Origin of the sequence: Gordonia sihwensis NBRC 108236 (assembly GCF_000333035.1) — a bacterium.
Lineage (GTDB): Bacteria > Actinomycetota > Actinomycetes > Mycobacteriales > Mycobacteriaceae > Gordonia > Gordonia sihwensis.
In genome coordinates, this window is sequence record NZ_BANU01000019.1 from 55,900 (window position 1) to 79,002 (window position 23,103).

Consider the following 23,103-nt stretch of genomic DNA (forward strand, 5'->3'; position numbering starts at 1 on the left):
GACAGCTCTCTGACCTGCGATTACTCAGCCTTATCGAACGTACGTGCTGCTACTGTGTGGGGCGCAAGGGGCGCAGGCAGCAGCGCGCCCCTCAGACCCCACCACCTACGGAAGGCGAAGAATGCGAATTATCGGCTATGTGCGTGTGAGCACCCGAGAGCAAGGACAGAGCGGCCTCGGCCTGGAAGCGCAGCGCACATCGTTGGAACAGTGGTGCGCGTCTCGCGGCCACGAGCTACTCACCGTCACCACCGACGTCGTCAGCGGCGCGAAGAACGACAAGATGCACGGACGAGAGGTCGCCATCGCCGCAGTGGAATCGGGCGTGGCACAAGCGGTGCTCGTCCGCGCCCTGGACCGCGCCACCCGCGACCAACTCGACGCCGCCCGGATCATGAAGCGCGCCAACGACTACGGCTGGCGACTGATGGACTGCGAGGGCGCAGACAGCGGCGATCCCAGTCAGCGCCTCGTCGCCGACGTCCGCCTCGCGGTCGCCGCAGAGGAACGCCGCAAGATCGGCACCCGCACCCGCGAAGCCCTCGACGCCAAGCGCACCCAAGGCGCACCGGGCCTCGTCAGCACCACCGCGCAGCGACGCATCCAGGTACTCGCAGCGCAGGGCCTCGGCGCGAAGGCCATCGCCTCGCAACTCACGAGCGAAGGCATCCCCACTGCCAAGGGCGGCGACACCTGGAGCTACAGCACTGTCCGCCGCGCCCTGGCACGACTCAACGGAAAGGCAGCCTGACATGGCTTACATTCGCACCCACGAGACCACCGTCAAGAGCAAGGGCCGCGCCGTCAAGCGCTACGAAGTCGTCTGGCGTGAGACCGTGCGCGACGAACGAGGACTTCCGGTTCCAGTGGACGAGGCGAAGCCTAACGGGCGCAAGCGAACCCGCGCACGCCAGAAGTCGTTCGCCGCGCGGGACGAGGCCGAGGCGTACCGCGACGAACTGAACGCCGAGAAGCACCGACCCGGCGGTGTCCGCACCTACGAGGACAAGCTGTTCACGGTCGCGGCGGACGAGTGGCTGGCGAGCCGTACCGACCTGAAAGCGAGCACCCGCGCCGAGTACGAGAACCAGCTACGGCCCAAGGTCCGCACGAAGCGCGACAAGGACGGCAACAGCACCAAGCACCTGTCGATCATCGCCACGTTCGGCGGCAAGACACTCGCGGGCATCACGCGGCAGATGATCGCCGAATGGGTGGAGGCGATGCTGGCCGCAGGAAAGAAGCCCTCAACCGTGCGCCACTCCTACTTCATCGTGAAGATGGTGCTGGAACAGGCCGTGGTCGACGGCCTGCTGCGCGACAATCCCGCCGATCACGTGAAGCTGCCGAGCGAGCGCACCGCCGAGTCGGGGACGCCGGGCGTCGTGGACGATCCCGACTCGTTCCTCACCGCAGCGCAGGTCACCGTCCTGGAAGCAGCGCTGCCGTGGCCGTTCAACGTGCTGGCCCACACCGCCGTTTGGAGTGGCCTGCGCGCCGCTGAGCTGGCCGGGCTGCAAGTAGGCGACGTGTTGTTGCCGCAGCGGCAGGTCAACCCCAACGCACGCCCCAAGCCCGCGCAGCTGAACGTCCACCGAACGCTCCGCGTCACCCCCGACGGCGACGTCTACGACACCCCGAAGACTCGCGGTAGTCGACGCACGGTGCCGTTGCCGCCCGCGACCGCGCAGGTCCTCCGCGACTACCTCGCACGGCATCCACGGCGAGACGAGCCCACCGCGCCGCTGTTCCCAGCGATGAGGCTGATTCCCGGCAAGCCGACCGGCGTCAAGAACACCGCAGCCGGAACGCCGAACCAGCGACAAGCCTCCGCCCTGGCCGCGCTCTCCGTCACCGAAGCAGCGGAGCGCATCGAGCTGGACTGGAAGCTGGCGCACCGGCACGGCAACTTCTATAAGGCGGTGTTCCGGCCCGCAGTACTCCGCGCCAACCGCCTCGCGGCAGAACAGCGCGCCGCGAACGATTCGCCATTCGCCGGCGAGCCGATCACGCTGCCCGAGGGCCTGAAGTTTCACTCGCTCAGGCACTCGTATGCGAGCCTCTGCGTCGCCGCAGGCATCCCGCCGTTGGAGATCGCACGGTTCATGGGCCACGCCAAGGTCACCACCACCCTCAGCGTCTACGCGCACCTCTTCGAGGACGACCACACCGACGCGATGGACGCCCTGGCGGGGATGGGCGCTCCGGCGACGGGCGACAACGTGGTGGCGCTCAGGATTTAGGAGGGTTCTGCCGCAGCCACGCCTTCCCCGTTGGCTTTAGGTCGAGAGCGATTCCAAGCTCGCGAGAGGTAGCCCTCAGTCGGTTCTTAAGACGGTCATCCTTGGCCTTGTATTGGAACGCTATCTGCGCCCACACTGTCGCGGCGACTGCCAAGAACAGCCATGCATCGGTTGCGTCGAACTTGGGTACGCGCAGTGCCATAAAGCTGGTGGGCGGGTCCTCCTGACCTTGGGCGATATACTCGTCTGCAAGGTCAACTGATGGATGAGTGAACGCACAAAGGAGCTTGTAGTACTGATACGAGCCATCTGCGCCGACCCCTATCTCGTCGCAGATATCCTTGAAGTTTTTGGCGACGGATTGCGCAGAAGCGGGATCCGGGAGATCGTCGTAGGCAACTCGAGCCTTTTCGACCGAGTCAGCTGCGGAACGGAATGTTTCGTTCGTCGACTCCCGCAAGGCGCGGACGAGAATTCCACTCTGTCGTCGGCTCTCATTTATCCATGCATTAGGAGCATCATCCACTTGCGCTATCCACTGGGCAGTAATCCCAGTCTCGTAGGCCGTCCTGACGAGCGGCATGAGAAGGAGAGGGCTTACTCCTTCCTGATGCGACCGCGCGATGTACTCGAGCAAGTTCGTATTGTTCATCGCGAGCCCGTACAGGCAACCGACGCGCACCAAGTCGATGGATTTCGAGACAGGCTCCCGGTCAAGATAAGCATGCCAGCCCTCGACGAGTTCGGACGCAATCTCGCACAGTCGTTCAGATCCGATCGGCCCCTCTGTCATGGAGCGATGATCGCACACAGCTCCGACACTTCCGCGAATTCCGGCACATAGGGCACACGGCACGCCGGGGTGGTGCCGGGGTGGGCGTCCCGCAGAACGCGGAATCCCCCGGCCAGAAACTCTCTGACCAGGGGATTTCGTGGAGCCGATGACGGGAATCGAACCCGCACTCTCAGCTTGGGAAGCTGATGTTCTACCACTAAACTACATCGGCACTGCGAGGCGATCTCGCGGCTCCAAGACTAGCAAACCGCCGTCGACTCGCAGTGACCGACGCTCCGGAAGCCGTCAGGTGTGACGGCTTCCGTCAGGCCGTCCAGTGCGGATCACGGCCCGACAACCCGACGAGCCTGTCGAGCGGCGGGGCGGTCTCAGGAACCGGCACGCTAGCCGCGAAGGCCTTGCCCTCGCCCTGGAAGTCCGGGGTGAGCATCCCGGGCGCGAACTCCAGCGAAGCCTCCAGCGCGCTGTCGGCGGGCGCCCAGGGTCTCCCGGCCGCGCGAGCCAGGTCCCAACCGTGAACCTGGTACTCCCACAACATCATCGACAGAGCCATGTCTCCGGGCATCGCGGACTCTCCGATTCGGAGCGGTTCGGCGGCGGCCTCCGGCAGCACGACGTCGAGTCGTTCGGCGAGCTCCCGTACCTGGTCGCCGCCGGTGCCGGCCACAGACACCGCGCCCGGATCACTGCAGAGATGGTCGTCTGAAGTGAATCCGTCGGTGAACGCGGTCAACCACCCCACGACGTGGGCCCGCAACGTCTGAAAGTCGAACTCGCTGCATGGAGTCGGAGCGTCGAGCGGAGTGTCTGAGGCACCGTCGAGAACGTCGGCGAGGCTCTTCAGGGTCTGGTTCAGGGCAGTGGACGTTTCCATGATTCGACGGTACGACCACACACTCCCGAGGTCTTGAAGATTTCCGACATCTCCACCGACCGCTCACGGACCAGTTTTGTCGGACCTGAGTGATAGCGTTCAGGTATTCAAGAAAACATGGTTTGAACAGCTGAAACACTCGGGGGAGGTGGCAGCGATGACCGATCCGATCACCGATTCGATCGCGACTGTCGTCGCCACCGGCGCGCTGCCGGGGCGGCCCGCCGAACTACTCGCCCTGATCGATGCCGCGGCGGTCAAACTCGCCGAGACCTCCCTGTCACCGGAGACCGAACCGGAACTGCTGGCCCACACACAGACCGCCGAACGCATCCGGCGACGCTGGGACGGCATCTCCGCAGCACTCCTGGTGGAGGTCTCCGACCGCAACGCGCACCGCACCGCCGGCTATCTGAATCCGCACCAATACCTCTCACAAGGGCTGCGGCTGGGAATCCGCGAAGCGGGTCGACGGCTCCGGATGACCGAGACCATCGGCGAGTTCTCCAACTTCCAAGGTGAAACCCTGCCTCCACGCAAGCCCGCCACCGCCGCCGCGGTCGCGGCCGGGACCGTCGGCGCCGAACACGCGTTGGTGATCTCCGCGGTGCTGGCGAAAGTACCGGCCTGCATCTCGCCGGAGGTCAAAGCCCGCGCCGAAGCCGAACTCGCTCACGCTGCGGCCGGACTGAATCCGGATGATCTGGGCAAGGTCGGTGACCGCCTGCTCGCTCACCTGGACCCCGACGGTCAGGAAAGCGATCACGTCGACCGGCAACGCCAACGCGGAATCACCATCCTCCCGCAAGACCGACAACTCATGAGCAAAGTGCGCGGCGCGATGACTCCGGAGTTGCGGGCGAAGTTCGAGGTGATCTTGACCGCCTGGGCCGCACCCGGGATGAACAATCCCGCCGACCCGGATTCGCCGACTGGAACCATTGACGCCGACGGCATCGACGCCGAGGCTTTGGCGGCGGCGCGGGGTCGGGATCTGCGCAGTGCCGCTCAGCGCACACACGATGCGTTGCTGGCGTTGTGTGATTACGTTCTCGCCCACGGTGGACTCGGTGCACCGAACCGGATACCAGCCGAGTTGGTCATCACCGTCACCGACCAGGAACTCGCCGCCCACGCCGGAATCGCGTTGACCGCCACCGGCACCCGCGTTCCGATCGGCGAACTCGTGCGGCTCGCCGCCGAGGCTGTGCCGCATTTGGCGGTCTTCCGGAATCACACCAGCGAGGTCCTCTACCAGGGCCGCGGTGCGCGGTGTGCGAGCAAGGCGCAGCGGTTGGCGTTGTTCGCCCGCGACCGCGGCTGCACCGCCCCTGGCTGCGACCGCCCGTTCGCGCAGACTCAGGCCCATCACGCACCGGACTGGATCACCCCGGGAGGGCGCACCGACATCGACGCTCTCGGCGCCGCGTGCGGGCGCCACAACCGCGCCGTCGGCACCAACCGCGGCCAATGGGAGACCACCACCCTCACCGACGGACCCGATGCCGGACGCATGGCCTGGCGACCAGCCACCACCAATCACCCCTGGCGCCTGAACCCCATCCACCACGCCGGACAAGCACGGCACCTGTACCCACGAGAACTCCCCCAGCCACCTCCGCAGACGCAACCCGCACAGCCGAGAGCCGGATCCCGTCCGTACCACGCGGCCTGATCGGGCGCGCGGGACCGCGAATGCGGCCACTTCCCCCGAAATGAGACTATCGTCACACTCATGGGAGGGGCTCATCCGTCGCGCCGTCGCGCCATGTCGGTCCGAGTCAATCCTGCTCTGCTCCTGGCTGCGGCTCTCGCCCTCGCGCTCGCGTTGAGTGCCGCACTGACCCCGGCGATCCCGTCCAGTCTCACCGCCTCCGCCGAGGCCAAGCCGGCCGGCTCACTGCCGTCCACGTTCCTCTGGGGTGTCGCCTCCTCCGGTTTCCAGTCCGAAGGCGACTCCCCCGACAGCAACTGGACTCGCTACATCGCGAAGGGTGCGACCGACGATCCGATCGGGACGTCCGTCGATTTCCGGCATCGCTACGCATCAGACATAGCGCTGGCGAAGAGCCTCGGCGCCAAGGTCTACCGCATCGGCATCGAATGGGCCCGCATCGAACCGCGCCCCGGCCACCTGGCTGCACGAGAACTCGACTACTACGACGACGTCGTGCGCACCATCGTCGCCGCGGGAATGCGGCCGATGATCACCCTCGACCACTGGGTGTACCCGGGTTGGATCGCCGACCGCGGCGGATGGTCCGACCCCGCCACACTCGACGCCTGGCTGCGGCACAACCGGATCGTCGTCGACCGGTACGCCAAGTACCACCCGCTCTGGATCACGATCAACGAACCGGCCGCGTACGTCCTGAAAGAGGTCCAATACGGTGGCATACCGAAGAAATCGGTGACGCTGATGGTCGACAGACTCGTCAAGGCCCACCAGACCATCTACCGATACATTCACGCCAAAGACCCTGGCGCCCAGGTCAGCTCCAATGTCGCCTACATTCCGACCATCGAGCCCGGCCTCGACCAGGCCTTCCTCAACCGCATCCGCAACCAGCTCGACTACGTCGGACTCGATTATTACTACTCCATCTCCCCGACCGACCCCACGGCCGTGTACGCCGCGACGAGCGAGTTCTGGAAGGCGGCGGCGGCGACCGACGGCGTGTACTACGCGCTCCGCGACATGGCGCACCGCTTCCCGGGCAAGCCGCTCTACGTCGTGGAGGCGGGCATGGCCACCGAGAACGGCAAGCCCCGGCCGGACGGGTACCGGCGCGCCGACCATCTCCGCGACCTCGTCTACTGGATCCAGCGCGCCCGCCGCGACGGACTCCCGGTGATCGGCATGAACTACTGGAGTCTCACCGACAACTACGAATGGGGCAGCTACACACCGAGATTCGGTCTCTACACCGTGAACGTCAAGACCGATCCCACGCTCCGGCGGATCCCCACCGACGCCGTGACCGCCTTCCGTGGCATCACCGCCGAGGGCGGCGTCGGGACGCGCTACCGGCCGACCCGTCCCGCGACCGTGTGCTCACTGGTGGCAGCGCCGGCCAGCTGCCTGATGCCCGCACGATGACCGGCACTCAATCCGGCCACCGCCCGGCCTGCTTCAGTGCCAACCGAAGCGCGTACTCGAGCTGACCGTTGACGCTGCGCAGGTCGTCCGCCGCCCATTTGGCGATCGCCGCATGCACGTCCGGGTCCAGCCGCAGCAGCACCTTCTTCTGCTCGCGCTTCGCCGGACGGGAAGCGCCCGACTGCTCGGTCATCAGGCGTACAGGGTTCCCGCGTTGACCACCGGCTGCGTGGCACGGTCACCGCACAGCACCACCAGCAGATTCGAGACCATCGCCGCGCGACGCTCCTCGTCCAGCTCGACGACGCCCTGTTCGGCGAGCCGGTCGAGCGCGAGACCGACCATCCCCACCGCACCCTCGACGATCTGCTGACGCGCCGCCACCACCTGCGCGGCCTGCTGTCGGACGAGCATCGCCTGCGCGATCTCGGGCGCGTAGGCCAGGTGCGTGATCCGAGCCTCGATGATCTCGATGCCCGCCATCTGGGTGCGCTCACGCAGTTCGACGGTCATCTCCTCCGCGATGGTGGCACCGTCGCGCAGGCTGATGGTGTCGGTCTGATGCGAGTCGTACGGATAGCTCGTAGCCAGATGACGTACCGCCGCCTCCGACTGGATGGCGACGTACTCCTCGTAGTCGTCGACCGCGAACGCCGCCTTGAAACTGTCGACGACGCGATAGACCACCACCGCCGCGATCTCGACCGGATTGCCGTCCGCATCGTTGACCTTGAGCTTCTGAGTCTCGAAGTTGCGGATACGCAGCGAGATGGTCCGGCGATCGGTCAGCGGCGTCACGAGGAAGAAGCCCGCGTCGCTCACCGAACCGATGTAGCGGCCGAAGAACTGCAGCACCTTGGCCTCGTTGGGGCTGACCGTCGTCAGACCGGTCATCGTCAGCAGGGCCGCGAAGCCCACGATCACCGCGAGCACGGTGACGACGATGAGCGCGGGCGACGCCCCGTCCGACACCGCTGCGATGGTCGCGATCACCGCCACCACGCAGGCGATCACCACCACCAGCGATCCGAGCAGACCGATGAACCCGTTGGTCCGCCATGCATTCCGAAAGTCCACAGCGACACCCTCCCGTCGACGGCGGACCGGTCGTCCACCACTAGCAGGATGATATCACTGAGCTATCAGCGGCACGGCTGATCGCATGAGTCAGCTCGCCGGGCCGGAGACCTTGGTCATGCGGCGGGTTCCGGAGCGCACCTTCCACGACTGCGCGTGATACTCGCCGGTGTGCCGGTCGGCGCGGTCGTTGAGCGAGTACCAGTCCATCTGGGCCGCTGCGGGATCGACGGTCAGCACCCCGTACCCGTGGGCGTCCGTGTCGACCCAGCGGGCGTGCCGATTCGTCGCCGTGATGGCGGCCGCGGCGGCGTTCCCGACCGTGTGCTCGGGCGCCTTCACCATGTCGTCGAGATTGTTCGACGTCACCGAGGTCACCACGAACTCCGTGCCGAGTGTGCCCGCGCCCGGATAGTCGGCGGGCTTGCGCGGAATCTCATTGGCCCACGACATGTGGATGTCGCCGGTGAGGAAGACCAGATTCTTCTTGCCCGCGCGGTCGGCGGCGTCGAGCAGTCGCGCCCGATCCTTCGTATAACCGTCCCACTGGTCGGTGTTGAAGGGCACGCCGTTCTCCGGAACACCGATCAGATCGGTGATCGCCTTGGTCGTGTCCGGGTTCAGCGGCGGCAACAGCACCGGCGAGATCATCACGGAGTTGCCGATGAGCTGCCATCGGGTGGTGGAGGTGACGATGCCGCCGGTGACCCACTCCATCTGCGCACGACCGGTGATCGTGGTGGCGCCGGCGTCGGACTGCTTGCTGAACCTCGACGCCTCGCGGTCCCGATAGGTCCGCAGATCGAGCATCGACAACTCGAGCAGCCTGCCGTAACGCAATCGCCGGTAGATGTGCCGGTTGTTCGCCGAGACGACCGGCCGAACCGGCATCCACTCGTAATACGCCTTGTCCGCGTTGGCCTTTCGTGCCGCCCACGACCCCTGCCTGGCGGGATCGTGATTCTCCGCCCCCGAGCGATACGAGTTGTCGGCGGTCTCGTGATCGTCCCAGGTCGCGATGAACGGGAGCGCGCGATGCAGTTGCTGCAGGTCGGGGTCGGTCTTGTACTGGCCGTGTCGGATGCGGTAGTCCGCCAGCGAGACGATGTCGTGCGCCGGGCGGTGGATCCGCACCGGGCCGTTCTTCCCGCCGTATTCGCCTGCGCCGTACTCGTAGATGTAATCACCGAGATGAATGACGGCGTCGAGCTCCGTCCGCTGGGCCAGGTGCCGATAGGCAGCGAAATAGCCCGCCTCCCAGTTGGAGCAGCTCACGACTCCGAAGCGAGCCTTCGCGACATCGGCGTCGGTGGCGGGCGCGGTCTTGGTGCGGCCGACCGGCGACACGGCGCCCGCAGCCGGCCCTCCGGTGACCCGGAACCGGTACCAGTAGACGCGGGCCGGCGCGAGTCCGCCGACGTCGACCTTCACCGTGTGATCGCGTGAGGCGTCGGTGGTGACCGAGCCCGAGGCGACCGTCGATCCGAAGTGCTCGTCCGCCGACATCTCCCAGACCAGATTCGACGACGGCCCGCGTCCGGAGCCGGGCGTCGCCTCCGCGGTCGGAGTGACGCGCGTCCAGAGGATGACACCGTTCGGCAGCGGATCGCCGGAGGCCACTCCGTGCTGGAACGCCGCCCGCGGGCCGGGCGCGCCCCGGGCGTCACCCGCCGCGACGACAGAGGGAACACCGAGGGCCAGCGCGCCGGCCCCGGCGGCGCCCATGAAGGCACGCCGGGAGACTGGGAGGGAGGTTCGTTTCTCAGACATCGCGAGAAGGCTGGCAGAGACAGGTTACTCGTCAGTAAACGCAAGTCGGCGCCGACATGGCGAATAGTGCTGGAATCGAACACCTTTCGTTCACGTAGACGTGGAACCATCACGCCCATGACCGACAACAGCCCCCAGCCGCACCGCCGCGGCCTCAATCGACGCACCTTCCTCGCGGGCGCCGCCGCCACCGGCGCGGCCGCCGGCCTCGGAGCACTGGGATCCACCGCCCGGGGAGCCGGAACCGCCTCCGCGGCGTCCCGCTTCCCCCTCCCGTCGAAGGCGTCGAGCCTCCACGTCCTGGTGACCGGCGACGCGGGCACCGGCGAGAAGCCCCAGTACGCGGTAACCGCCGCCGCTCGGAGGATCCACGCGACCACTCCGTTCGACCTCGCCCTCGGTCTCGGCGACAACATCTACGAGACCGGCCCGAAGGGCCCGGACGACCATCAATTCACCACCAAGTTCGAGAAGCCGAACGCCGGTCTCGACTTCCCGTGGCTGATGACGCTCGGCAATCACGACAACACCGCCGTGTTCCCCGGCGACGGCGGCTGGCTGCTGCGCGGCGACGCCGAGGTGGCCTACCACCGGCGCTCCCGCCGCTGGTACATGCCCGCGCGCTATTACAGCGTCCCGCTCGGCGTCGCCGACGTCTTCGTCCTCGACATGAACCCCCTCGCCGCCTACATTCCGCCCTTCCTGTCCCCCGAGTGGGAGCCCGGCGGCCACTACATGACGCGCCAGGCGGCATGGCTCGACCGCGCGCTGCGGACTTCGACTGCACCTTGGAAGATCGTCTGCACCCATCACCCGTACGCGAACAACGGACCACACGGGCCGGCAGGCGACTTCGACGGCCTCCCGGCCCCGCTGAACGGCGTGGAGATGAAGCGGTTCATCGAGAAGCACGTCGCGGGCCGCGCGCACTTCCTGTTCTCCGGACACGATCACAGCCAGCAGGTCCTCGAGAACGTCTCCGGACTCAAGGGCACGCGCCAGATCGTGTCCGGGGCCGCGGCGAAGTCGGTGAACGGCCGCTCCGCCGGCCGCTTCCGGGCCAAGTACGAGAACTACCGCGACCGCGGATTCATGACGCTCGCGATCGATTCCACATCGGTGGTTCTGACGGCCCACGAAGTGGCCGCGAACGCGTCCGGGCCGACGGAGGCCTTCACCACGACGTACCGACGCTGACGTCGAAGTACCTACACCGCACAGTCCCGATCCATCGGACTTTTCGCTGAAAACCCCTCCCCCGACCGACTGACGGCGCTAGTTTCAAGCAATCCATCTCAGTCGTTCGTCGCATCTCGTCGCGGGTCGCCGACCAGGGGAGGCTTCAGATGTCCAAGCTCACGACTCGACGGATCCTGGCCGCCTCCGCCGTGGCCATCGTCGCCGCAGGCGCGTCAGCGGCACCGGCGCACGCGGCGTCGACTCCGGGGGTATCGGCGACATGCGCACCCGGTGAATCGGCCGATGCGAGCATCCGCAATCCGATCAACGGCAACGTCCTGATCCCGATCACCGCCGACTGCAAACGGGCGGCACCGGTCACGGCGGCACTGGGTGACGGGTTGCTCCGCCTGTTCGGTCAGGAACCGATCCTGCGGGACCTCAACCAGGCGATCGCCGTCGGTCCGGCACTGCCGACCAAGGCCTCCATCGCGGGCGGCGGGATCACCGCCGCGATCGCGGTCACCGGCGGTGAGGCGCATTCGCTCGCCAATGTGCTGAGCCTCGGTGTCGCCGCCGGTCTCCTCGGCGGAAAGGCCTCGGCCAATGCGACGGTGCTCGGAGCCTCCGTGGCGGTGGCAACGGTGACGGGCGCGCGCGCCGAGGCCACCGCCCTCCCCGCGGCACTCGCCTTCAGCACCGCCGACGCCCGCGGACGCACCACGACGACCACGGCGTTCGGCGGGGTCACCTCGGCGAGCAGTGGCAAGGGGCCCGGCAACGGCGCGATCTGTACGGCGGCCTTCGGCACCGCCGAGGTCCGCTCCGGAAACTCGGTGACCGACTCCTGCACCAGCGTGGGATTCCTGTTCCAGCGGACGCAGCACGACGACGGCCCGATCGCTCTCTCGGTCAAGAACCCGCTCGACGTGAGCCTGGTGAATCCCTTCGGCGAATCACTCGGCGACCTCGTCGGTGTGGTCGGCTCGGTGGTCGACGTTCCGGACGCGGTGCACGATCTCCTCGGTGCGCGGATGGTGCCGCGCCTGAACAGCGATGTGGTCCGCGTCGTGATGGATCCCGCCCGGCCGCGACTGGAGACCGACATCCCGGCCTGGCTGCGCGGCGAGACGCGACCCAAGGGCCGTTAGCCTGCGGTGCCGTCGTCCGCCGAGTTCGCGGAGGCGGCACGCGCGCCGCGTCCCCACCGGGCGATCGCGACGCCCCAGAACGCCAGCCACAGGCTCATCCCGCCGACCTGGATCCGCTGGGCCAGTCCCAGCCGGTAGTCGCCGCCGAGCCGGTCGGCGGCCAGCATCCAGACGGTCGCGAGCACGACGACGGCGAAGACCAGACCGCCCCCGTAACGCAGCCACGCCCAGTCGCCCCGCCGCCAGGCCGCCAATGACGCCGCGACCATCGCCACGAAGATCGCGAACACCGCGAGCGAGCTCGTGAGGGCGTGAACGTGCTGCAACTGCGGCAGCAGGCCGCGTGACTCGGATGGGCACCCCGGGTCGCGACCGGCCAGACACTCGATCGGCATCAGCGCGTCGGCGATGGTCGACGCACCGAACGCGCCGATCGCCACCGCGGCGGTGATCGAGAACCTGTTGCGCACCAGCGACGGCGGCCAACGGAGGCCGAACGCGGCGAGCAGCGAGAAGACCCCGGTCAGCACGTCGCCAGTCACGTAGACATCGCGGTGCGGCATGTGGCCGCTGTCGAGCTCGGACAGGAACGAGCGCATCGGATCGAGTCCGGAATGCAGGAACAGGTCGAGCACCCACGACGAGTAGCAGACCCCCGCCAACACCAGCATCGCGCCGACGAAGGCGGATCTGGCTCGTAATCCGTGCACGACGTCGGAGTCTACCGAGGTCGGCGCCCGACCGGTTCGCGCCGAGTCCCGTCGACGGCCCCTCGAACGTTTACATCGGCTGATGGTAGCTTTCTGGACCATGTCACCTCGCGAACTCCAGAACGTCTATGTCCTGGGCGGTAACCGGATCCCCTTCGCTCGTTCCAACGGCGCCTACCTGGGCGAGACGAACCAGACGATGCTCACCGCCGCGTTGAACGGCCTCGTCGACCGCTTCGGTCTCCACGACGTACGCCTGGGCGGGGTGGCCGGCGGCGCTGTCGTCAAGCTCGCCCGCGACCACAGCCTCACCCGCGAAAGCCTTCTCGACACCCCGCTGTCGCGGGCTACTCCCACCGTGGACGTGCAGCAGCAGTGCGCCACCGGAGGCCAGGCCGTGGTTCACATCGCGAACAAGATCGCGTGCAGCCAGATCGAGTCCGGCGTCGCATGCGGTGCCGACACCACCTCCGATCCGCCGATCGGATTCGGTCCTCGGCTGCGCAACCGGCTCGTCCGGGTCAACGCTGCCCGCAGCCTCCCCGACCGCCTGCGCGAGGCCGTGCAGATCCCGCTGTCATTGGACTTCGACGTCCCCAGCCCCGCCGAGCGCCGAACCAACCTCGTTCCCGGTGCCGCCCAGGCGGTGACCGGCGCGGCGTGGAACGTCACTCGCGCCGACCAGGACCGCATCGCGCTCGACTCCCACCACAATCTGGCGCGGGCCTACGACGACGGATTCTTCGACGACCTGCTGACCCCGTTCGCCGGGCTCGCCGAGGACGACAACCTGCGACGCGGTCTGACCGCCGAACGGGTCGCGGCGCTCGCACCGTGTTTCGGCGGGCCCGACGGCACGATGACGCCGGCGAACTCGACCACGCTGACCGACGGGGCGTCGTCGGTCCTGATGGGCACGGCCGCGTGGGCGCAGAGCCGCGATCTGACCCCGCTCGCCCGGCTGGTGGACGCACAGAGCTGGGCGGTCGACTACGTGGACGGCGACCCGAAGACGCAGGGCGTGCTGATGGCGCCGGTGTACGCGGTCGACGAACTGCTGCGCCGCAACGGCCTCGCCCTGCAGGACTTCGACTTCTACGAGATCCACGAGGCATTCGCCTCTCAGGTGCTCTCGACGCTGGCCGCCTGGAACGACGATGAGTTCTGCCGGACGGCTCTGGGCCGCGACCGGGCACTCGGCGAGATCGACCGCAGCCGCCTCAATGTGTGCGGCGGCTCGCTGGCCACCGGTCATCCCTTCGGCGCCACCGGCGGCCGCATCGTCGCAACGGTCGCCAAACTCCTCGCCTCCCAACCGGGCTCGCGCGCGCTGGTCTCGATCTGCGCGGGCAGCGGCATGGCCGTCACCATGATTCTGGAATCGGCCGGCTGACCGACCGCGGTCGGCGGACGCGCTCAGCGGCTGCCCGACGGGCGGGCCTGCACGGCGGTCGCGCGACGGCGTGGCACCAGGCCGGCCCGCGCGTGCGCGACGATGATCTCGGTGAGCGCGGTCACGGCCGGCGACCGCAGCTTCCAGTACTGCCAGAACAGCGGTACGTCGACCGGCGTCTGCGACAGTTTCACCAGGTCTCGCCCGGTGTGCTCGTCGTCGAGATCCACTTCGGGAACCGCTCCCCAACCGATGCCGGCGGCGATGGCCCGCCGGTACTCCGCGGCCGCCGGAATGTAGTGGACGGGCGGTGAGATCGGTTCGGCGACGAGCTGTTTCAGCGTTTTGATCTGCAAATGGTCGTTGCTGTCGAACATCACCATCGGCGCGTAGCGCATGTCTCGGGCCCGTACGCCGTGGGGCAGCCAGTACTCGATGAACTCCGGCGAAGCGACCGCGAAGTACCGCAGGGAACCGAGTTCGATGGTCTCGCAGCCCCGCACACCGACCGGGTCGGAGGTGACGGCCCCGATCACGTCGCCCGACCGAAGCAGCGCGGTGGTGATCGACTCGTCGTCACGGTTGACGTCGATCGAGACGGCGTGCTCGCGGTGGAGTTCGGCGAGCACCGGAAGGAACCACGTCGCCAACGAGTCGGCGTTGCAGGCGATCGACAGCTCCACCCGCGGCAGATGCCTTGGGTCGCCGTCGAACTCCGGCGCGGTCCCGATCAGCGCGCCCCGGGCCTCGGCCACCAGGACCTCCCACTGTTCGCCGAGCCGGGCGAGCACCTCGCCGTCGACGGTCGGCGTCGCGGGCTTGGTGCGGCGCACCAGCACTCTCCCCACCGACTGCTCCAGCGCCTTGATCCGCTGGCTCACCGCGGACGGCGTGACGTGCAGCGATGCCGCCGCCGCCTCGAATGTGCCCTCACGGAGGACGGTGGCCAGCGTCACGAGTCCTTCAACCGGAAACTCCATATTAAGTCATTCTAATCTTTACTAAGAATCATTTGTTGGACTAATGAGGTCGACGTTCCTAGCGTGGACTCACGTGATCAGCACGTACCTTCTCGCCGCGCTCGCCGGCCTCGTGACCGGCGCCGGCCTCATCATCGCGATCGGACCGCAGAACATCTATGTCATCCGGCAAGGCGTGAGTGGTGCCTACGTACTCCCGGTGATCGCGGTCTGCGTGGTCTCCGACATCGTCCTGATCAGCGCGGGAACGGCGGGGCTCGGCGCCTTGGTCTCCGCTCATCCGAGCGCCGTCGCGATCGCTGAGTTCGTCGGCGGCGGCTACTTGCTCGTCTTGGCCGCCCTCGCCGCGCGGCGCGCTCTTCGCCCTGGCTCCGGACCCGCGCACTCCGGCTCCGGACGGACCGTGGGGCTGTGGGCTGCACTGGGCACCGCACTCGCTCTGACCTGGCTCAACCCCCACACTTACCTCGACACGGTTCTCACCCTCGGATCGATCGCCAACAGTCACGGCGGCGCCAAGTGGTCGTTCACGATCGGCGCATGCACGGCATCCCTGATCTGGTTTCTGATGCTGGGCCTCGGCGCCCGGCGGATGGCGCCGGTGTTCGCCTCTGCGCGCGCGTGGCGCGTCCTCGACACCGCGATCGCCGCCGTGATGGCCGCTCTCGGCGTGATGCTGATCGCCGGAGCCTGAGTCGCACGCAGCGCGCCAGACGACGTCGCTGTACACCTCTCCCCGCGCACCGGACGTCTCTAGACTCGGCTGTACAGGCGAAGTGAGGAGAAGTGAGATGACCGGACCGAACCGACCCTCCGACCCCGTCGTGATCATCGGCGGCGGGCTCGCCGGAGCGAAGACCGCCGAGCAATTGCGGGAGAACGGATACTCCGGCGGCGTGGTGCTGATCGCCGCCGAGCGCGTCGCACCCTATGAGCGCCCACCGCTGTCGAAGGAGTTCCTCGCCGGAAGCAAGTCGCTGCCGGAGTTCACCGTCCACGACGAGGCCTGGTACGCAGATAACGACGTCGACCTGAGGTTGGGCGTGCGCGCCGAGTCCGTCGACACCGCATCGCGGACCGTGCGTCTCAGCGACGGCGGTGCCGTCGCCTACTCCGCACTGGTGCTGGCCACCGGGTCGACGTCCGTGCATCCGCCGATCGACGGCGCCGACGCGGCGGGCGTTCACTATCTCCGCACCGTGGACGAGGCGTCCGCGCTTCTGGAGACCTTCGGCGAGGGCAAGCGGCTCGCGGTGATCGGCGGAGGCTGGATCGGCCTGGAGGTGGCGGCCGCGGCCCGGCGTCGCGACACGGAGGTGACCGTGGTGGAGGCCGCCGATCAGCCGTTGCGGGCCGCGCTCGGACCCGAGATCGGCGCTGCCTTCGCCGATCTGCATCGCGCGCACGGTGTCGACCTGCGCACCGGGCGCAAGGTCTCGTCGATCACCGTCGCCGACGGCAGGGCCACCGGCCTCGAACTCGACGACGGAACGACCGTCACGGCCGACGCGGTCCTCATCGCCGTCGGAGCCCGGGCCGAGACCGGGCTCGCCGAAGCCGCCGGGCTCACGCTCGCCGACGGCGGGGTGGCCACCGACAGCCGGCTGCGGACCAGCGCAGCGGACGTGTACGCGGCCGGCGACATCGCCGCCGCCATGCACCCGATCCTGCGGACGCGGGTCCGCACCGAGCATTGGGCCAACGCTCTCAACCAGCCAGCCGTGGTCGCGGAGAACATCGTCGGGCGCGACACCGAGTACACCCGCATGCCCTACTTCTTCACCGATCAGTACGACCTCGGAATGGAGTACCGGGGCCTCGCCGAGGGCTACCGGCGCGTGGTGACGCGCGGCGACGTCTCCGGGCTGGAGTTCCTGGCCTTCTGGCTCGACGAGGCCGGAACCGTTCTGGCCGGGATGAACGTGAACATCTGGGACGCCGGCGACGACATCGCAGCCCTGGTGCAGGCACGGCGCCCGGTGGACGCCGCCGCGCTGGCCGACCCCGAAGTACCCTTGTCGAGCCTGATCTGACACCCGTTCTGCGCTCGTCCGCAGACACATACCGAAAGGACGACGCGGTGGACGCGACCATCTACTACAACGCGAGCTGCAGCAAGTCCCGCACCGCCCTCGACGCCTTGCGCGACGCCGGCGCCGACGTCACCGTCGTGGAGTATCTGACCGACACCCCCGACAGAGACGCACTCGCCGAACTGATCGCGGCCGCGGGCCTATCGGTGCGCGACGCGGTCCGGAGCGGGGAGCCGCTGTATGCCGACCTCGGTCTCGACGGAGCCGACGACGATGCGCTGCTCGACGCGATGGTCGCGCACCCGTCGCTCATCCAGCGGCCGCTGGTCGTCACTGACGCCGGGACCGTCATGGCGAGAACGCCGGAGAGTCTCCAGCGAATCGTCGAGGGTCTGCGCGGCCGCGAGTAACGTCGGCAGTCGTGACCGCGTCGAAGCCAGAGTCGAAGCCAGAACTGATCCAGACAGCCGCCGACGTTCGTATCGCCGCCACACGCGTCGGTGAGGGCCCCACCGTTCTTCTCAACGGCGGGCTCGGCATGCCGGCGGGTGTCTGGCAGTTCACCGGCGTGCCCGCCGCACTGGTGGAGGCGGGGTTCTCCGTCATCACCTACTCGGCGCGCGGACTCGTGCCGTCGTCCGCGCCGCCCGCGCCCTACTCGGTCCCGGAGATGGCCGATGACGCCGCCGCCGTGCTCGGCCACTTCGGGGTGGACGACGCCGTCATCGCCGGCTACTCGATGGGCTGCTACATCTCCCAGGTCCTCGCGTCGTCGTGGCCGGGACGGATCCGCGGTCTCGCAATGATCGCCGGGCTTCGGTCGTCCGCCATCGGGGAGATGGTGAACGAGATGGAACTCGGGCTCATCGAGCGGCTCGGTGAGATCCCCGAAGCGGTCACCGTCTTCGAACAACTGATGACCACTCTCGGACCGGGCATGCTCGGCGACGACCTGACCGTCCGCGCCTGGCGCGAGGTGCTGACGGCGGGCGAGCCGGTGTGGGCGTCACCGGACGGCCTCAAGGGCCAGCTCTCGGCGTCTCACGGATGGATGCTGGCCAAGGAGCCGACGCCCGAACGCCTCGCCGCGATCGACGTTCCGGCGCTCGTCGTCGCCTACCAGCACGACGTCTTCTTTCCGCCGTCGGGCAGTCGCGAAGCCGCGTCGCACATGCCGATCGCCGACTTCCACGAACTCGACGGACTCGCGCACGGCGGGCTCATGCTCGACCCCGATCGCCGCGCGACGGCCCTGCTGGTCGAGTTCTGCCGCAAGGTCACGGCGTCGTAGCCGCGCGGCTCCGTTCGGGGAGTGCGGCTCTCAGACCTTGTGCCCGTCCCACTCGTGGTCGTGCATGAAAGCCTCCGCGAGGCCCACCTTGTATCGGAATCCGTGACTCAGGATCGCCATGTAGGCCGGAATCAGCATCAGCGCGGGCAGCCGGTCCTCGGAATCCCAGATCACGTCGCTCGCCGCACGGAAGTCGCGCACGAACTGCCGCAGGCTGCGCCCACCTCGGCTGGACTTGCGCCAGCCGTAGAGGGTCATGCCGACGCCGATCATCCGAGTGCGGTTCTCGGGCGGGCTGATGATCTCGGTGTTCTCGCCGAAGAACGCGCGGTCGAGGCGATTCTGCCTGGTGTACATCATGATTCCGCTGGTGCCCCGCGGATTGCATTCGATCGTGTACAGCCCCTTCTCGGGGTGGTCGATGAAGTCGAGTCCCATGTGGCCGGTGAAGTTCACCGACTTCGCGAAGCGCTGCACCCAGTCGAGGATCGGCTGGTGATCGACCTGCGTGAAGGTCAGGCACGAGCTGCCGTCGATGGCGTAGTCGACGGGATAGGTGGCGTGGGCGAAGACCTCGCCGTCACGGCACACCGAGTAGGTGCAGTACCGGTCGCCCTCCATCCACTCCTGGGCGATCCACGGGTTGGTCTCGTCGTAGGTGAGGAAGTCGAGGGATTCGCCCGGCTGCGCCTTGTAGACCTTCTGCGAGCCGCGGGAGTACGTCTGCTTGATGGCGAAGGGCGTGTCGAAGTCGAGCCCGACCGTGTCCTGCGCCGAGGCCAGCTTCTTGAACTTGAGCGTGGGAAAGCCCCGCTCCACCAGCGCCTCCTGGAAGGAGAACTTGTTGTGGAGCATGTCCTCCACCTCGAATGGCGACAGGAACAGCTCGCATGCCGGCGGGAACAGACCGGCCATCATCGAGAGGATGTCGGTCTCCTCGTGGATGGGGATCACCATGTCGATGCCCTCGGACTTGACCAGTTCGGCGATCTCGCGGCAGTACTCCTGCGGCTTGAACTTGGGCGGACTGACCCGATGGAACGACGAGACGGCGTTCGAGAAGCGGCTCACCGTGATCGGGAGGCTGTCGCACGTCGACACCGTGTGCCCGGCAGCGGCGAACTGTCGCGCCAGGTTGAGCGTCAGAAACGACCTGCCGAAGGTGATGAGGACATGTTTGCGCGTACCGGAGACCACAGATACAGAGTAGACAAGTGAACAAGCCTCACGTGTAGCGTGTTCTTACCGAGTACTCATTCACGACTCAGGGGATTCTTCGTTGTACGTAATCGGGATCATTGCGGCGTCGATGGCCGCGGTGGCCTACGGAGTCTCGACCGTGCTCCGAGCACTCGGCGCCCGCCGGGTCGCGGTGGAGCAGCGGGAAGAGGGCAAGGCCGGGGTCGGCGGCGACAACTCGCCGTCGGTCGAGTCGACCTTCTCCACGCTCGTCGATCCCGCGTTCATCCTCGGGACTGTCATGGTCATCGTCGGCTTCGCGGGCGGCGCCGTCGCCGCGCGTTTCCTGCCGCTGTTCCTGGCTCAGTCGATCGTGTCCGCCAACCTCGTCGTCACGGCACTGCTCGGAACACTCCTGCTCAATATCGTTCTGCACACCCGTGACTGGGTCGCGATCTGGCTCGTGGTGCTCTCCCTGTTCCTGCTCGGCGTGTCGTCGTCCCCGGGCGTCAAGGACAGCGCGTCGATGACCTTCCACTGGGGTCTGATGATCGCGACCATCCTGCTGTGCACCGTCTCCCTGGTCGGCGTGTACCGGGGCGGTAAGTTCGCCGCGCCGATCGGCGGTGCCGGCGCGGGGCTGCTGTTCGGCGTGATCGCGTGTTCGGTCCGGGTGCTCGACGGCCTGGAGAAGTTCGACATCCTGACCATCCTGGGTGACCCCGCGGCGTGGTCGATCGCGATCGCCGGAGCGATCGGTTTCTACGTGCAGACGGTGGCGCTGCAGGTCGGTGCCGTCAGCGGCGTGACCGCGATGCTGGTGGTCGGTGAGACCGCGGGCCCCAGCATCATCGGCGTGGCCTTCCTGGGCGACAGCGCACACCCCGGTCTCGGCTGGCTCGCGGTGGTCGGCTTCATCGGCGCCGTGGTCGGCGCGGTCCTCGTCGCCTGGTACGGCACCGGCGACCCCGACCACTTCGGGGAGGCCCCGCCGGAGAAGGGCGGATGGCGCCGCGGCCGCGAGCAGGTCGACGACGCGGACCGCTGACGCGTCCTCAGCAGATCGCGGAACGGCTCGGCGAGGATGCCTGCGCCCAGAACCGCTTCGGGATCCGGCCGGCGTGCGCGGCCAGGTATCCGGCGACGACGGCGTGGCGCATGGCCGCGGCCATCGCCGCCGGGTCGTCCGCGCGCGTGACCGCCGAGGCCAGCAGGACGGCGTCGCAGCCGAGTTCCATGGCCAGTGCCGCGTCGCTCGCCGTCCCGATGCCGGCGTCGAGCACCACCGGCACCTCGGCCCGCGCGACGATCATCTCGATGTTGTGTGGATTGGAGATGCCGAGCCCGGTCCCGATCGGCGAGCCCAGCGGCATCACCGCGGCCACCCCCGCGTCTTGCAGACGCAGAGCGAGGACCGGGTCGTCGTTGGTGTACGCGAGAACCTGAAAGCCGTCGGCGACCAGCGCCGATGCGGCGTCCACCAACTCGAGCGGATCGGGCAGCAACGTGCGGTCGTCGGCCACCACTTCCAGCTTGACCAGATCCGTCTCGCACGCCTCACGGGCGAGCTGCGCGGTCAGTACCGCCTCGGCCGTGGTGTGACAGCCCGCCGTGTTCGGCAGGACCGCGATTCCGAGGCGACGCAGCAGGTCGAGCACACCGGTCCCGGACTCCGGACTGATGCGGCGCATCGCCACCGTCGTCAGCTCGGTTCCGGAGGCGATCAATGCACGTTCGAGCACAGCGAGATTCGGCGCGCCGCCGGTCCCCGTGATGAGCCGCGAACCGAACTCGCGGCCGGCCACGGACAGCGGCGGCACCTCCCCGACCGGTCCCTGTGCTGTGTCAGCCACCCTGCACCGCCGTCAGGATGTCGATCTCGGCGTACGCACCGAGCGGTCGGTCCCACTCGGCTTTGGAACGCACCACCCCGTCCACGGCCACCGCGACTCCGCAGTCGGGCAGGTCGAGGTGGGCCAGCAGCCCGGTGACGGTCGGCGCGTCATCGAAGGTGACGGTGTCGCCGTTGACGGTCAGTTCCATGTCGGCTCCCTGTTGTCGGTGTTGTCAGTTGCGATCGGATCCACCCGCGAGTCCGGTCCGCGCCGATCCGGCGGTCGGAGGAGGGCGGCCACGCGCGCCGCGGTCCACGGGGCGAGCGCGATGCCGTTGCGGCCGTGCCCGGCGGCGACGAGAATCCGCTCGTCCACCCGCCGCACCACGGGCACACCGTCCGGCGACGACGGGCGGATCCCCGCGCCCGCCTCGGCGAGTTCGTAGGTGCGCAGTCCCGGCATCAGCTCGGCGGCGTCGGCGAGCAGATCGCCCACCCCGCCCGCCAGCGGCATCCGATCACCGTCGTCGTAGGCCTCGTACTGGGTGGCGCCCACGACCACCCCGTCATCCCTCGGCACCAGGTACAGGGCGCGCCCATGCCAGCGGGCCCGGATCACATGCGTCGGCGGCGGCACCGACCAACGTGTGCGGCGCAGTCGGAGGATCTCGCCCTTCTCACCGCGGAGTTCCACGCTCGGCAGCAGCCTGCGGGAACCGAGGCCGGCCGCGACCAGCACCTGATCCCCGGGGATCGTCGACAGATCGGTCACCCGCCCGCGCTCCCAGATCACTCCGCGGCTCTTGAGCGCGCGTTGCAGCGCGGCGATCAGCCGCCGGTTGTCGAGCGACCCCTCACCGACCGCGTGAAACCCTCCGGCCACGCCGCGCACCAGCGCGGGTTCGGCTGCACGCAGCTCGGCCGGTGTCATCGCGGGCAGCCGGTCGGCGTCGCCGGGCGACGTGGACAGCCCGAACCGCACCTGTGTCCGCAGGTGCTCCAGATCGGCCGGCGCGGCACCGATCAGCAAGCTGTCGGCGGCCGTCCGCACGGTCGGATCGCCGAGTCGTTCGAGCAGGGCGGGCCATCGCGCCACCGAGTCCCGCGAGATCGCCAGCAGCCGGTCCTCGCCGGGATGTCCTTCTGCGAAGCAGCCGAGCATGCCGCCCGCGACGTGCGCGGCCCGCTCCTGCGGTCCGGCGTCGAAGACGCGCACCCGCCATCCGCGGTCGGCGGCGGACAGGGCGCACGTGAGGCCGACGACGCCGCCCCCGATCACCGACAGTTCACCGAGCCGCTCGGTGCTATGTCCCCTCGGGGAGGCGAACTCTTCGCCGGATGCGCTTTCACCAGACATGACGTCAGCCTTCCTTCGCCGGCATGACCCGGATCAGGTGTGACGGTCAGCGCCGGCGCAGCGCACTCTCAGCCCGGCGGACCTCCGGACTCCCGTGTCGATAACGCCTCACAGTCTACCGCCCGGCATCGGCGAC

23 protein-coding genes, 1 tRNA gene and 1 riboswitch are annotated in these 23,103 nt (G+C 68.1%); of the genes, 12 read left to right on the plus strand and 12 right to left on the minus strand.

Annotated elements, in window-relative coordinates:
- The first annotated feature begins 121 nt into the window (after positions 1–121).
- Positions 122–751, plus strand: coding sequence for a recombinase family protein (locus GSI01S_RS12780; RefSeq protein ID WP_006896990.1), 630 nt, complete (start codon positions 122–124; stop codon positions 749–751).
- A gap of 1 nt (position 752) precedes the next feature.
- On the plus strand, positions 753–2,243 hold the full coding sequence (locus tag GSI01S_RS12785; RefSeq protein ID WP_006896991.1) for a tyrosine-type recombinase/integrase: 1,491 nt from the start codon (positions 753–755) through the stop codon (positions 2,241–2,243).
- Here the strand turns inward: GSI01S_RS12785 and GSI01S_RS12790 are convergent.
- The 3 genes from GSI01S_RS12790 to GSI01S_RS12800 form a co-directional block, all read right to left on the minus strand.
- A complete protein-coding gene (locus tag GSI01S_RS12790) occupies positions 2,233–3,036 on the minus strand; it encodes a DUF5677 domain-containing protein (protein WP_006896992.1) in 804 nt (267 codons plus the stop codon). The genes GSI01S_RS12785 and GSI01S_RS12790 overlap by 11 nt on opposite strands.
- A gap of 140 nt (positions 3,037–3,176) precedes the next feature.
- Positions 3,177–3,250, minus strand: a tRNA-Gly gene (locus GSI01S_RS12795).
- A gap of 93 nt (positions 3,251–3,343) precedes the next feature.
- The gene (locus tag GSI01S_RS12800) at positions 3,344–3,913 is read right to left on the minus strand and encodes a TIGR03086 family metal-binding protein (protein WP_039867662.1); all 570 of its coding nucleotides are present in this window, start codon (positions 3,911–3,913) and stop codon (positions 3,344–3,346) included.
- A 157-nt stretch (positions 3,914–4,070) separates the two neighbouring features.
- Here GSI01S_RS12800 and GSI01S_RS12805 point away from each other — a divergent pair, with 157 nt between their 5' ends.
- Both GSI01S_RS12805 and GSI01S_RS12810 read left to right on the plus strand, forming a co-directional pair.
- The gene (locus tag GSI01S_RS12805; RefSeq protein ID WP_006896994.1) at positions 4,071–5,588 is read left to right on the plus strand and encodes an HNH endonuclease signature motif containing protein; all 1,518 of its coding nucleotides are present in this window, start codon (positions 4,071–4,073) and stop codon (positions 5,586–5,588) included.
- A 93-nt stretch (positions 5,589–5,681) separates the two neighbouring features.
- Entirely contained in the window at positions 5,682–7,013 is a 1,332-nt protein-coding gene (locus GSI01S_RS12810) for a family 1 glycosylhydrolase (RefSeq protein ID WP_006896995.1), read from the plus strand.
- 7 nt (positions 7,014–7,020) lie between these two features.
- Here the strand turns inward: GSI01S_RS12810 and GSI01S_RS12815 are convergent, their stop codons facing one another.
- From GSI01S_RS12815 to GSI01S_RS12825, 3 genes are all read right to left on the minus strand, one after another.
- The gene (locus GSI01S_RS12815; RefSeq protein ID WP_006896996.1) at positions 7,021–7,206 is read right to left on the minus strand and encodes a type II toxin-antitoxin system antitoxin; all 186 of its coding nucleotides are present in this window, start codon (positions 7,204–7,206) and stop codon (positions 7,021–7,023) included.
- A complete protein-coding gene (locus tag GSI01S_RS12820; RefSeq protein ID WP_006896997.1) occupies positions 7,206–8,090 on the minus strand; it encodes an SPFH domain-containing protein in 885 nt (294 codons plus the stop codon). Before GSI01S_RS12820 ends, GSI01S_RS12815 begins: the two co-directional genes overlap by 1 nt.
- Positions 8,091–8,180: 90 nt before the next feature.
- On the minus strand, positions 8,181–9,815 hold the full coding sequence (locus GSI01S_RS12825) for an alkaline phosphatase D family protein (RefSeq protein WP_006896998.1): 1,635 nt from the start codon (positions 9,813–9,815) through the stop codon (positions 8,181–8,183).
- A gap of 162 nt (positions 9,816–9,977) precedes the next feature.
- Here GSI01S_RS12825 and GSI01S_RS12830 point away from each other — a divergent pair, with 162 nt between their 5' ends.
- Together GSI01S_RS12830 and GSI01S_RS12835 are read left to right on the plus strand one after the other, a co-directional pair.
- Positions 9,978–11,057, plus strand: coding sequence for a metallophosphoesterase (locus GSI01S_RS12830; protein WP_006896999.1), 1,080 nt, complete (start codon positions 9,978–9,980; stop codon positions 11,055–11,057).
- Positions 11,058–11,206: 149 nt separating this feature from the next.
- Positions 11,207–12,190, plus strand: a complete 984-nt coding sequence (locus GSI01S_RS12835; protein ID WP_006897000.1) for a hypothetical protein — start codon at positions 11,207–11,209, stop codon at positions 12,188–12,190.
- On the opposite strand, the gene GSI01S_RS12840 is transcribed toward GSI01S_RS12835, so the two are convergent.
- The gene (locus GSI01S_RS12840) at positions 12,187–12,861 is read right to left on the minus strand and encodes a DUF998 domain-containing protein (protein ID WP_006897001.1); all 675 of its coding nucleotides are present in this window, start codon (positions 12,859–12,861) and stop codon (positions 12,187–12,189) included. The genes GSI01S_RS12835 and GSI01S_RS12840 overlap by 4 nt on opposite strands.
- Positions 12,862–13,000: 139 nt before the next feature.
- Here GSI01S_RS12840 and GSI01S_RS12845 point away from each other — a divergent pair, with 139 nt between their 5' ends.
- Positions 13,001–14,293, plus strand: coding sequence for an acetyl-CoA C-acetyltransferase (locus GSI01S_RS12845; RefSeq protein ID WP_006897002.1), 1,293 nt, complete (start codon positions 13,001–13,003; stop codon positions 14,291–14,293).
- Positions 14,294–14,316: 23 nt separating this feature from the next.
- Here GSI01S_RS12845 and GSI01S_RS12850 read toward each other — a convergent pair whose 3' ends face one another.
- The gene (locus GSI01S_RS12850) at positions 14,317–15,273 is read right to left on the minus strand and encodes a LysR family transcriptional regulator ArgP (protein ID WP_006897003.1); all 957 of its coding nucleotides are present in this window, start codon (positions 15,271–15,273) and stop codon (positions 14,317–14,319) included.
- Between the two features lie 43 nt (positions 15,274–15,316).
- On the opposite strand from GSI01S_RS12850, the gene GSI01S_RS12855 reads away from it, so the two are divergent.
- The 4 genes from GSI01S_RS12855 to GSI01S_RS12870 all read left to right on the plus strand — a co-directional run bounded on the left by GSI01S_RS12855 (position 15,317) and on the right by GSI01S_RS12870 (position 18,597).
- The gene (locus GSI01S_RS12855; protein ID WP_006897004.1) at positions 15,317–15,967 is read left to right on the plus strand and encodes a LysE/ArgO family amino acid transporter; all 651 of its coding nucleotides are present in this window, start codon (positions 15,317–15,319) and stop codon (positions 15,965–15,967) included.
- A 97-nt stretch (positions 15,968–16,064) separates the two neighbouring features.
- Complete coding sequence (locus GSI01S_RS12860) at positions 16,065–17,306, plus strand: NAD(P)/FAD-dependent oxidoreductase (protein WP_006897005.1); 1,242 nt, start codon at positions 16,065–16,067, stop codon at positions 17,304–17,306.
- 47 nt (positions 17,307–17,353) lie between these two features.
- Entirely contained in the window at positions 17,354–17,716 is a 363-nt protein-coding gene (gene arsC / locus GSI01S_RS12865) for an arsenate reductase (glutaredoxin) (protein WP_006897006.1), read from the plus strand.
- Positions 17,717–17,727: 11 nt separating this feature from the next.
- On the plus strand, positions 17,728–18,597 hold the full coding sequence (locus tag GSI01S_RS12870) for an alpha/beta fold hydrolase (protein ID WP_006897007.1): 870 nt from the start codon (positions 17,728–17,730) through the stop codon (positions 18,595–18,597).
- A gap of 30 nt (positions 18,598–18,627) precedes the next feature.
- On the opposite strand, the gene GSI01S_RS12875 is transcribed toward GSI01S_RS12870, so the two are convergent.
- Positions 18,628–19,794: an ATP-grasp domain-containing protein gene (locus tag GSI01S_RS12875; protein WP_006897008.1), complete on the minus strand. Its 1,167-nt coding sequence runs from the start codon at positions 19,792–19,794 to the stop codon at positions 18,628–18,630.
- A gap of 82 nt (positions 19,795–19,876) precedes the next feature.
- Here GSI01S_RS12875 and GSI01S_RS12880 point away from each other — a divergent pair, with 82 nt between their 5' ends.
- Complete coding sequence (locus tag GSI01S_RS12880) at positions 19,877–20,824, plus strand: DMT family transporter (protein ID WP_006897009.1); 948 nt, start codon at positions 19,877–19,879, stop codon at positions 20,822–20,824.
- 7 nt (positions 20,825–20,831) lie between these two features.
- On the opposite strand, the gene GSI01S_RS12885 is transcribed toward GSI01S_RS12880, so the two are convergent.
- The 3 genes from GSI01S_RS12885 to GSI01S_RS12895 all read right to left on the minus strand — a co-directional run bounded on the left by GSI01S_RS12885 (position 20,832) and on the right by GSI01S_RS12895 (position 22,967).
- The gene (locus GSI01S_RS12885; protein WP_006897010.1) at positions 20,832–21,629 is read right to left on the minus strand and encodes a thiazole synthase; all 798 of its coding nucleotides are present in this window, start codon (positions 21,627–21,629) and stop codon (positions 20,832–20,834) included.
- The gene (thiS, locus tag GSI01S_RS12890) at positions 21,622–21,819 is read right to left on the minus strand and encodes a sulfur carrier protein ThiS (protein WP_006897011.1); all 198 of its coding nucleotides are present in this window, start codon (positions 21,817–21,819) and stop codon (positions 21,622–21,624) included. Before thiS ends, GSI01S_RS12885 begins: the two co-directional genes overlap by 8 nt.
- Complete coding sequence (locus GSI01S_RS12895; RefSeq protein WP_006897012.1) at positions 21,810–22,967, minus strand: FAD-dependent oxidoreductase; 1,158 nt, start codon at positions 22,965–22,967, stop codon at positions 21,810–21,812. The genes thiS and GSI01S_RS12895 overlap by 10 nt, the downstream gene beginning before the upstream one ends.
- Positions 22,960–23,073, minus strand: a riboswitch (TPP riboswitch). (Overlaps the previous gene by 8 nt.)
- Positions 23,074–23,103: the final 30 nt, after the last annotated feature.

Excerpts from the sequence above, each read along its gene's own strand:
- GSI01S_RS12860 (WP_006897005.1), top strand. The coding sequence starts at position 16,065 with ATGACCGGACCGAACCGACCCTCCGACCCCGTCGTGATCATCGGCGGC.
- GSI01S_RS12805 (WP_006896994.1), top strand. The coding sequence starts at position 4,071 with ATGACCGATCCGATCACCGATTCGATCGCGACTGTCGTCGCCACCGGC.
- GSI01S_RS12800 (WP_039867662.1), bottom strand. The coding sequence starts at position 3,913 with ATGGAAACGTCCACTGCCCTGAACCAGACCCTGAAGAGCCTCGCCGAC.
- GSI01S_RS12815 (WP_006896996.1), bottom strand. The coding sequence starts at position 7,206 with ATGACCGAGCAGTCGGGCGCTTCCCGTCCGGCGAAGCGCGAGCAGAAG.
- GSI01S_RS12855 (WP_006897004.1), top strand. The coding sequence starts at position 15,317 with ATGAGGTCGACGTTCCTAGCGTGGACTCACGTGATCAGCACGTACCTT.
- GSI01S_RS12895 (WP_006897012.1), bottom strand. The coding sequence starts at position 22,967 with ATGTCTGGTGAAAGCGCATCCGGCGAAGAGTTCGCCTCCCCGAGGGGA.
- GSI01S_RS12810 (WP_006896995.1), top strand. The coding sequence starts at position 5,682 with ATGTCGGTCCGAGTCAATCCTGCTCTGCTCCTGGCTGCGGCTCTCGCC.
- GSI01S_RS12840 (WP_006897001.1), bottom strand. The coding sequence starts at position 12,861 with ATGCTGGTGTTGGCGGGGGTCTGCTACTCGTCGTGGGTGCTCGACCTG.
- GSI01S_RS12780 (WP_006896990.1), top strand. The coding sequence starts at position 122 with ATGCGAATTATCGGCTATGTGCGTGTGAGCACCCGAGAGCAAGGACAG.
- GSI01S_RS12830 (WP_006896999.1), top strand. The coding sequence starts at position 9,978 with ATGACCGACAACAGCCCCCAGCCGCACCGCCGCGGCCTCAATCGACGC.
- GSI01S_RS12825 (WP_006896998.1), bottom strand. The coding sequence starts at position 9,815 with ATGGGCGCCGCCGGGGCCGGCGCGCTGGCCCTCGGTGTTCCCTCTGTC.
- GSI01S_RS12835 (WP_006897000.1), top strand. The coding sequence starts at position 11,207 with ATGTCCAAGCTCACGACTCGACGGATCCTGGCCGCCTCCGCCGTGGCC.
- GSI01S_RS12845 (WP_006897002.1), top strand. The coding sequence starts at position 13,001 with ATGTCACCTCGCGAACTCCAGAACGTCTATGTCCTGGGCGGTAACCGG.
- thiS (WP_006897011.1), bottom strand. The coding sequence starts at position 21,819 with ATGGAACTGACCGTCAACGGCGACACCGTCACCTTCGATGACGCGCCG.
- GSI01S_RS12790 (WP_006896992.1), bottom strand. The coding sequence starts at position 3,036 with ATGACAGAGGGGCCGATCGGATCTGAACGACTGTGCGAGATTGCGTCC.
- GSI01S_RS12785 (WP_006896991.1), top strand. The coding sequence starts at position 753 with ATGGCTTACATTCGCACCCACGAGACCACCGTCAAGAGCAAGGGCCGC.
- GSI01S_RS12850 (WP_006897003.1), bottom strand. The coding sequence starts at position 15,273 with ATGGAGTTTCCGGTTGAAGGACTCGTGACGCTGGCCACCGTCCTCCGT.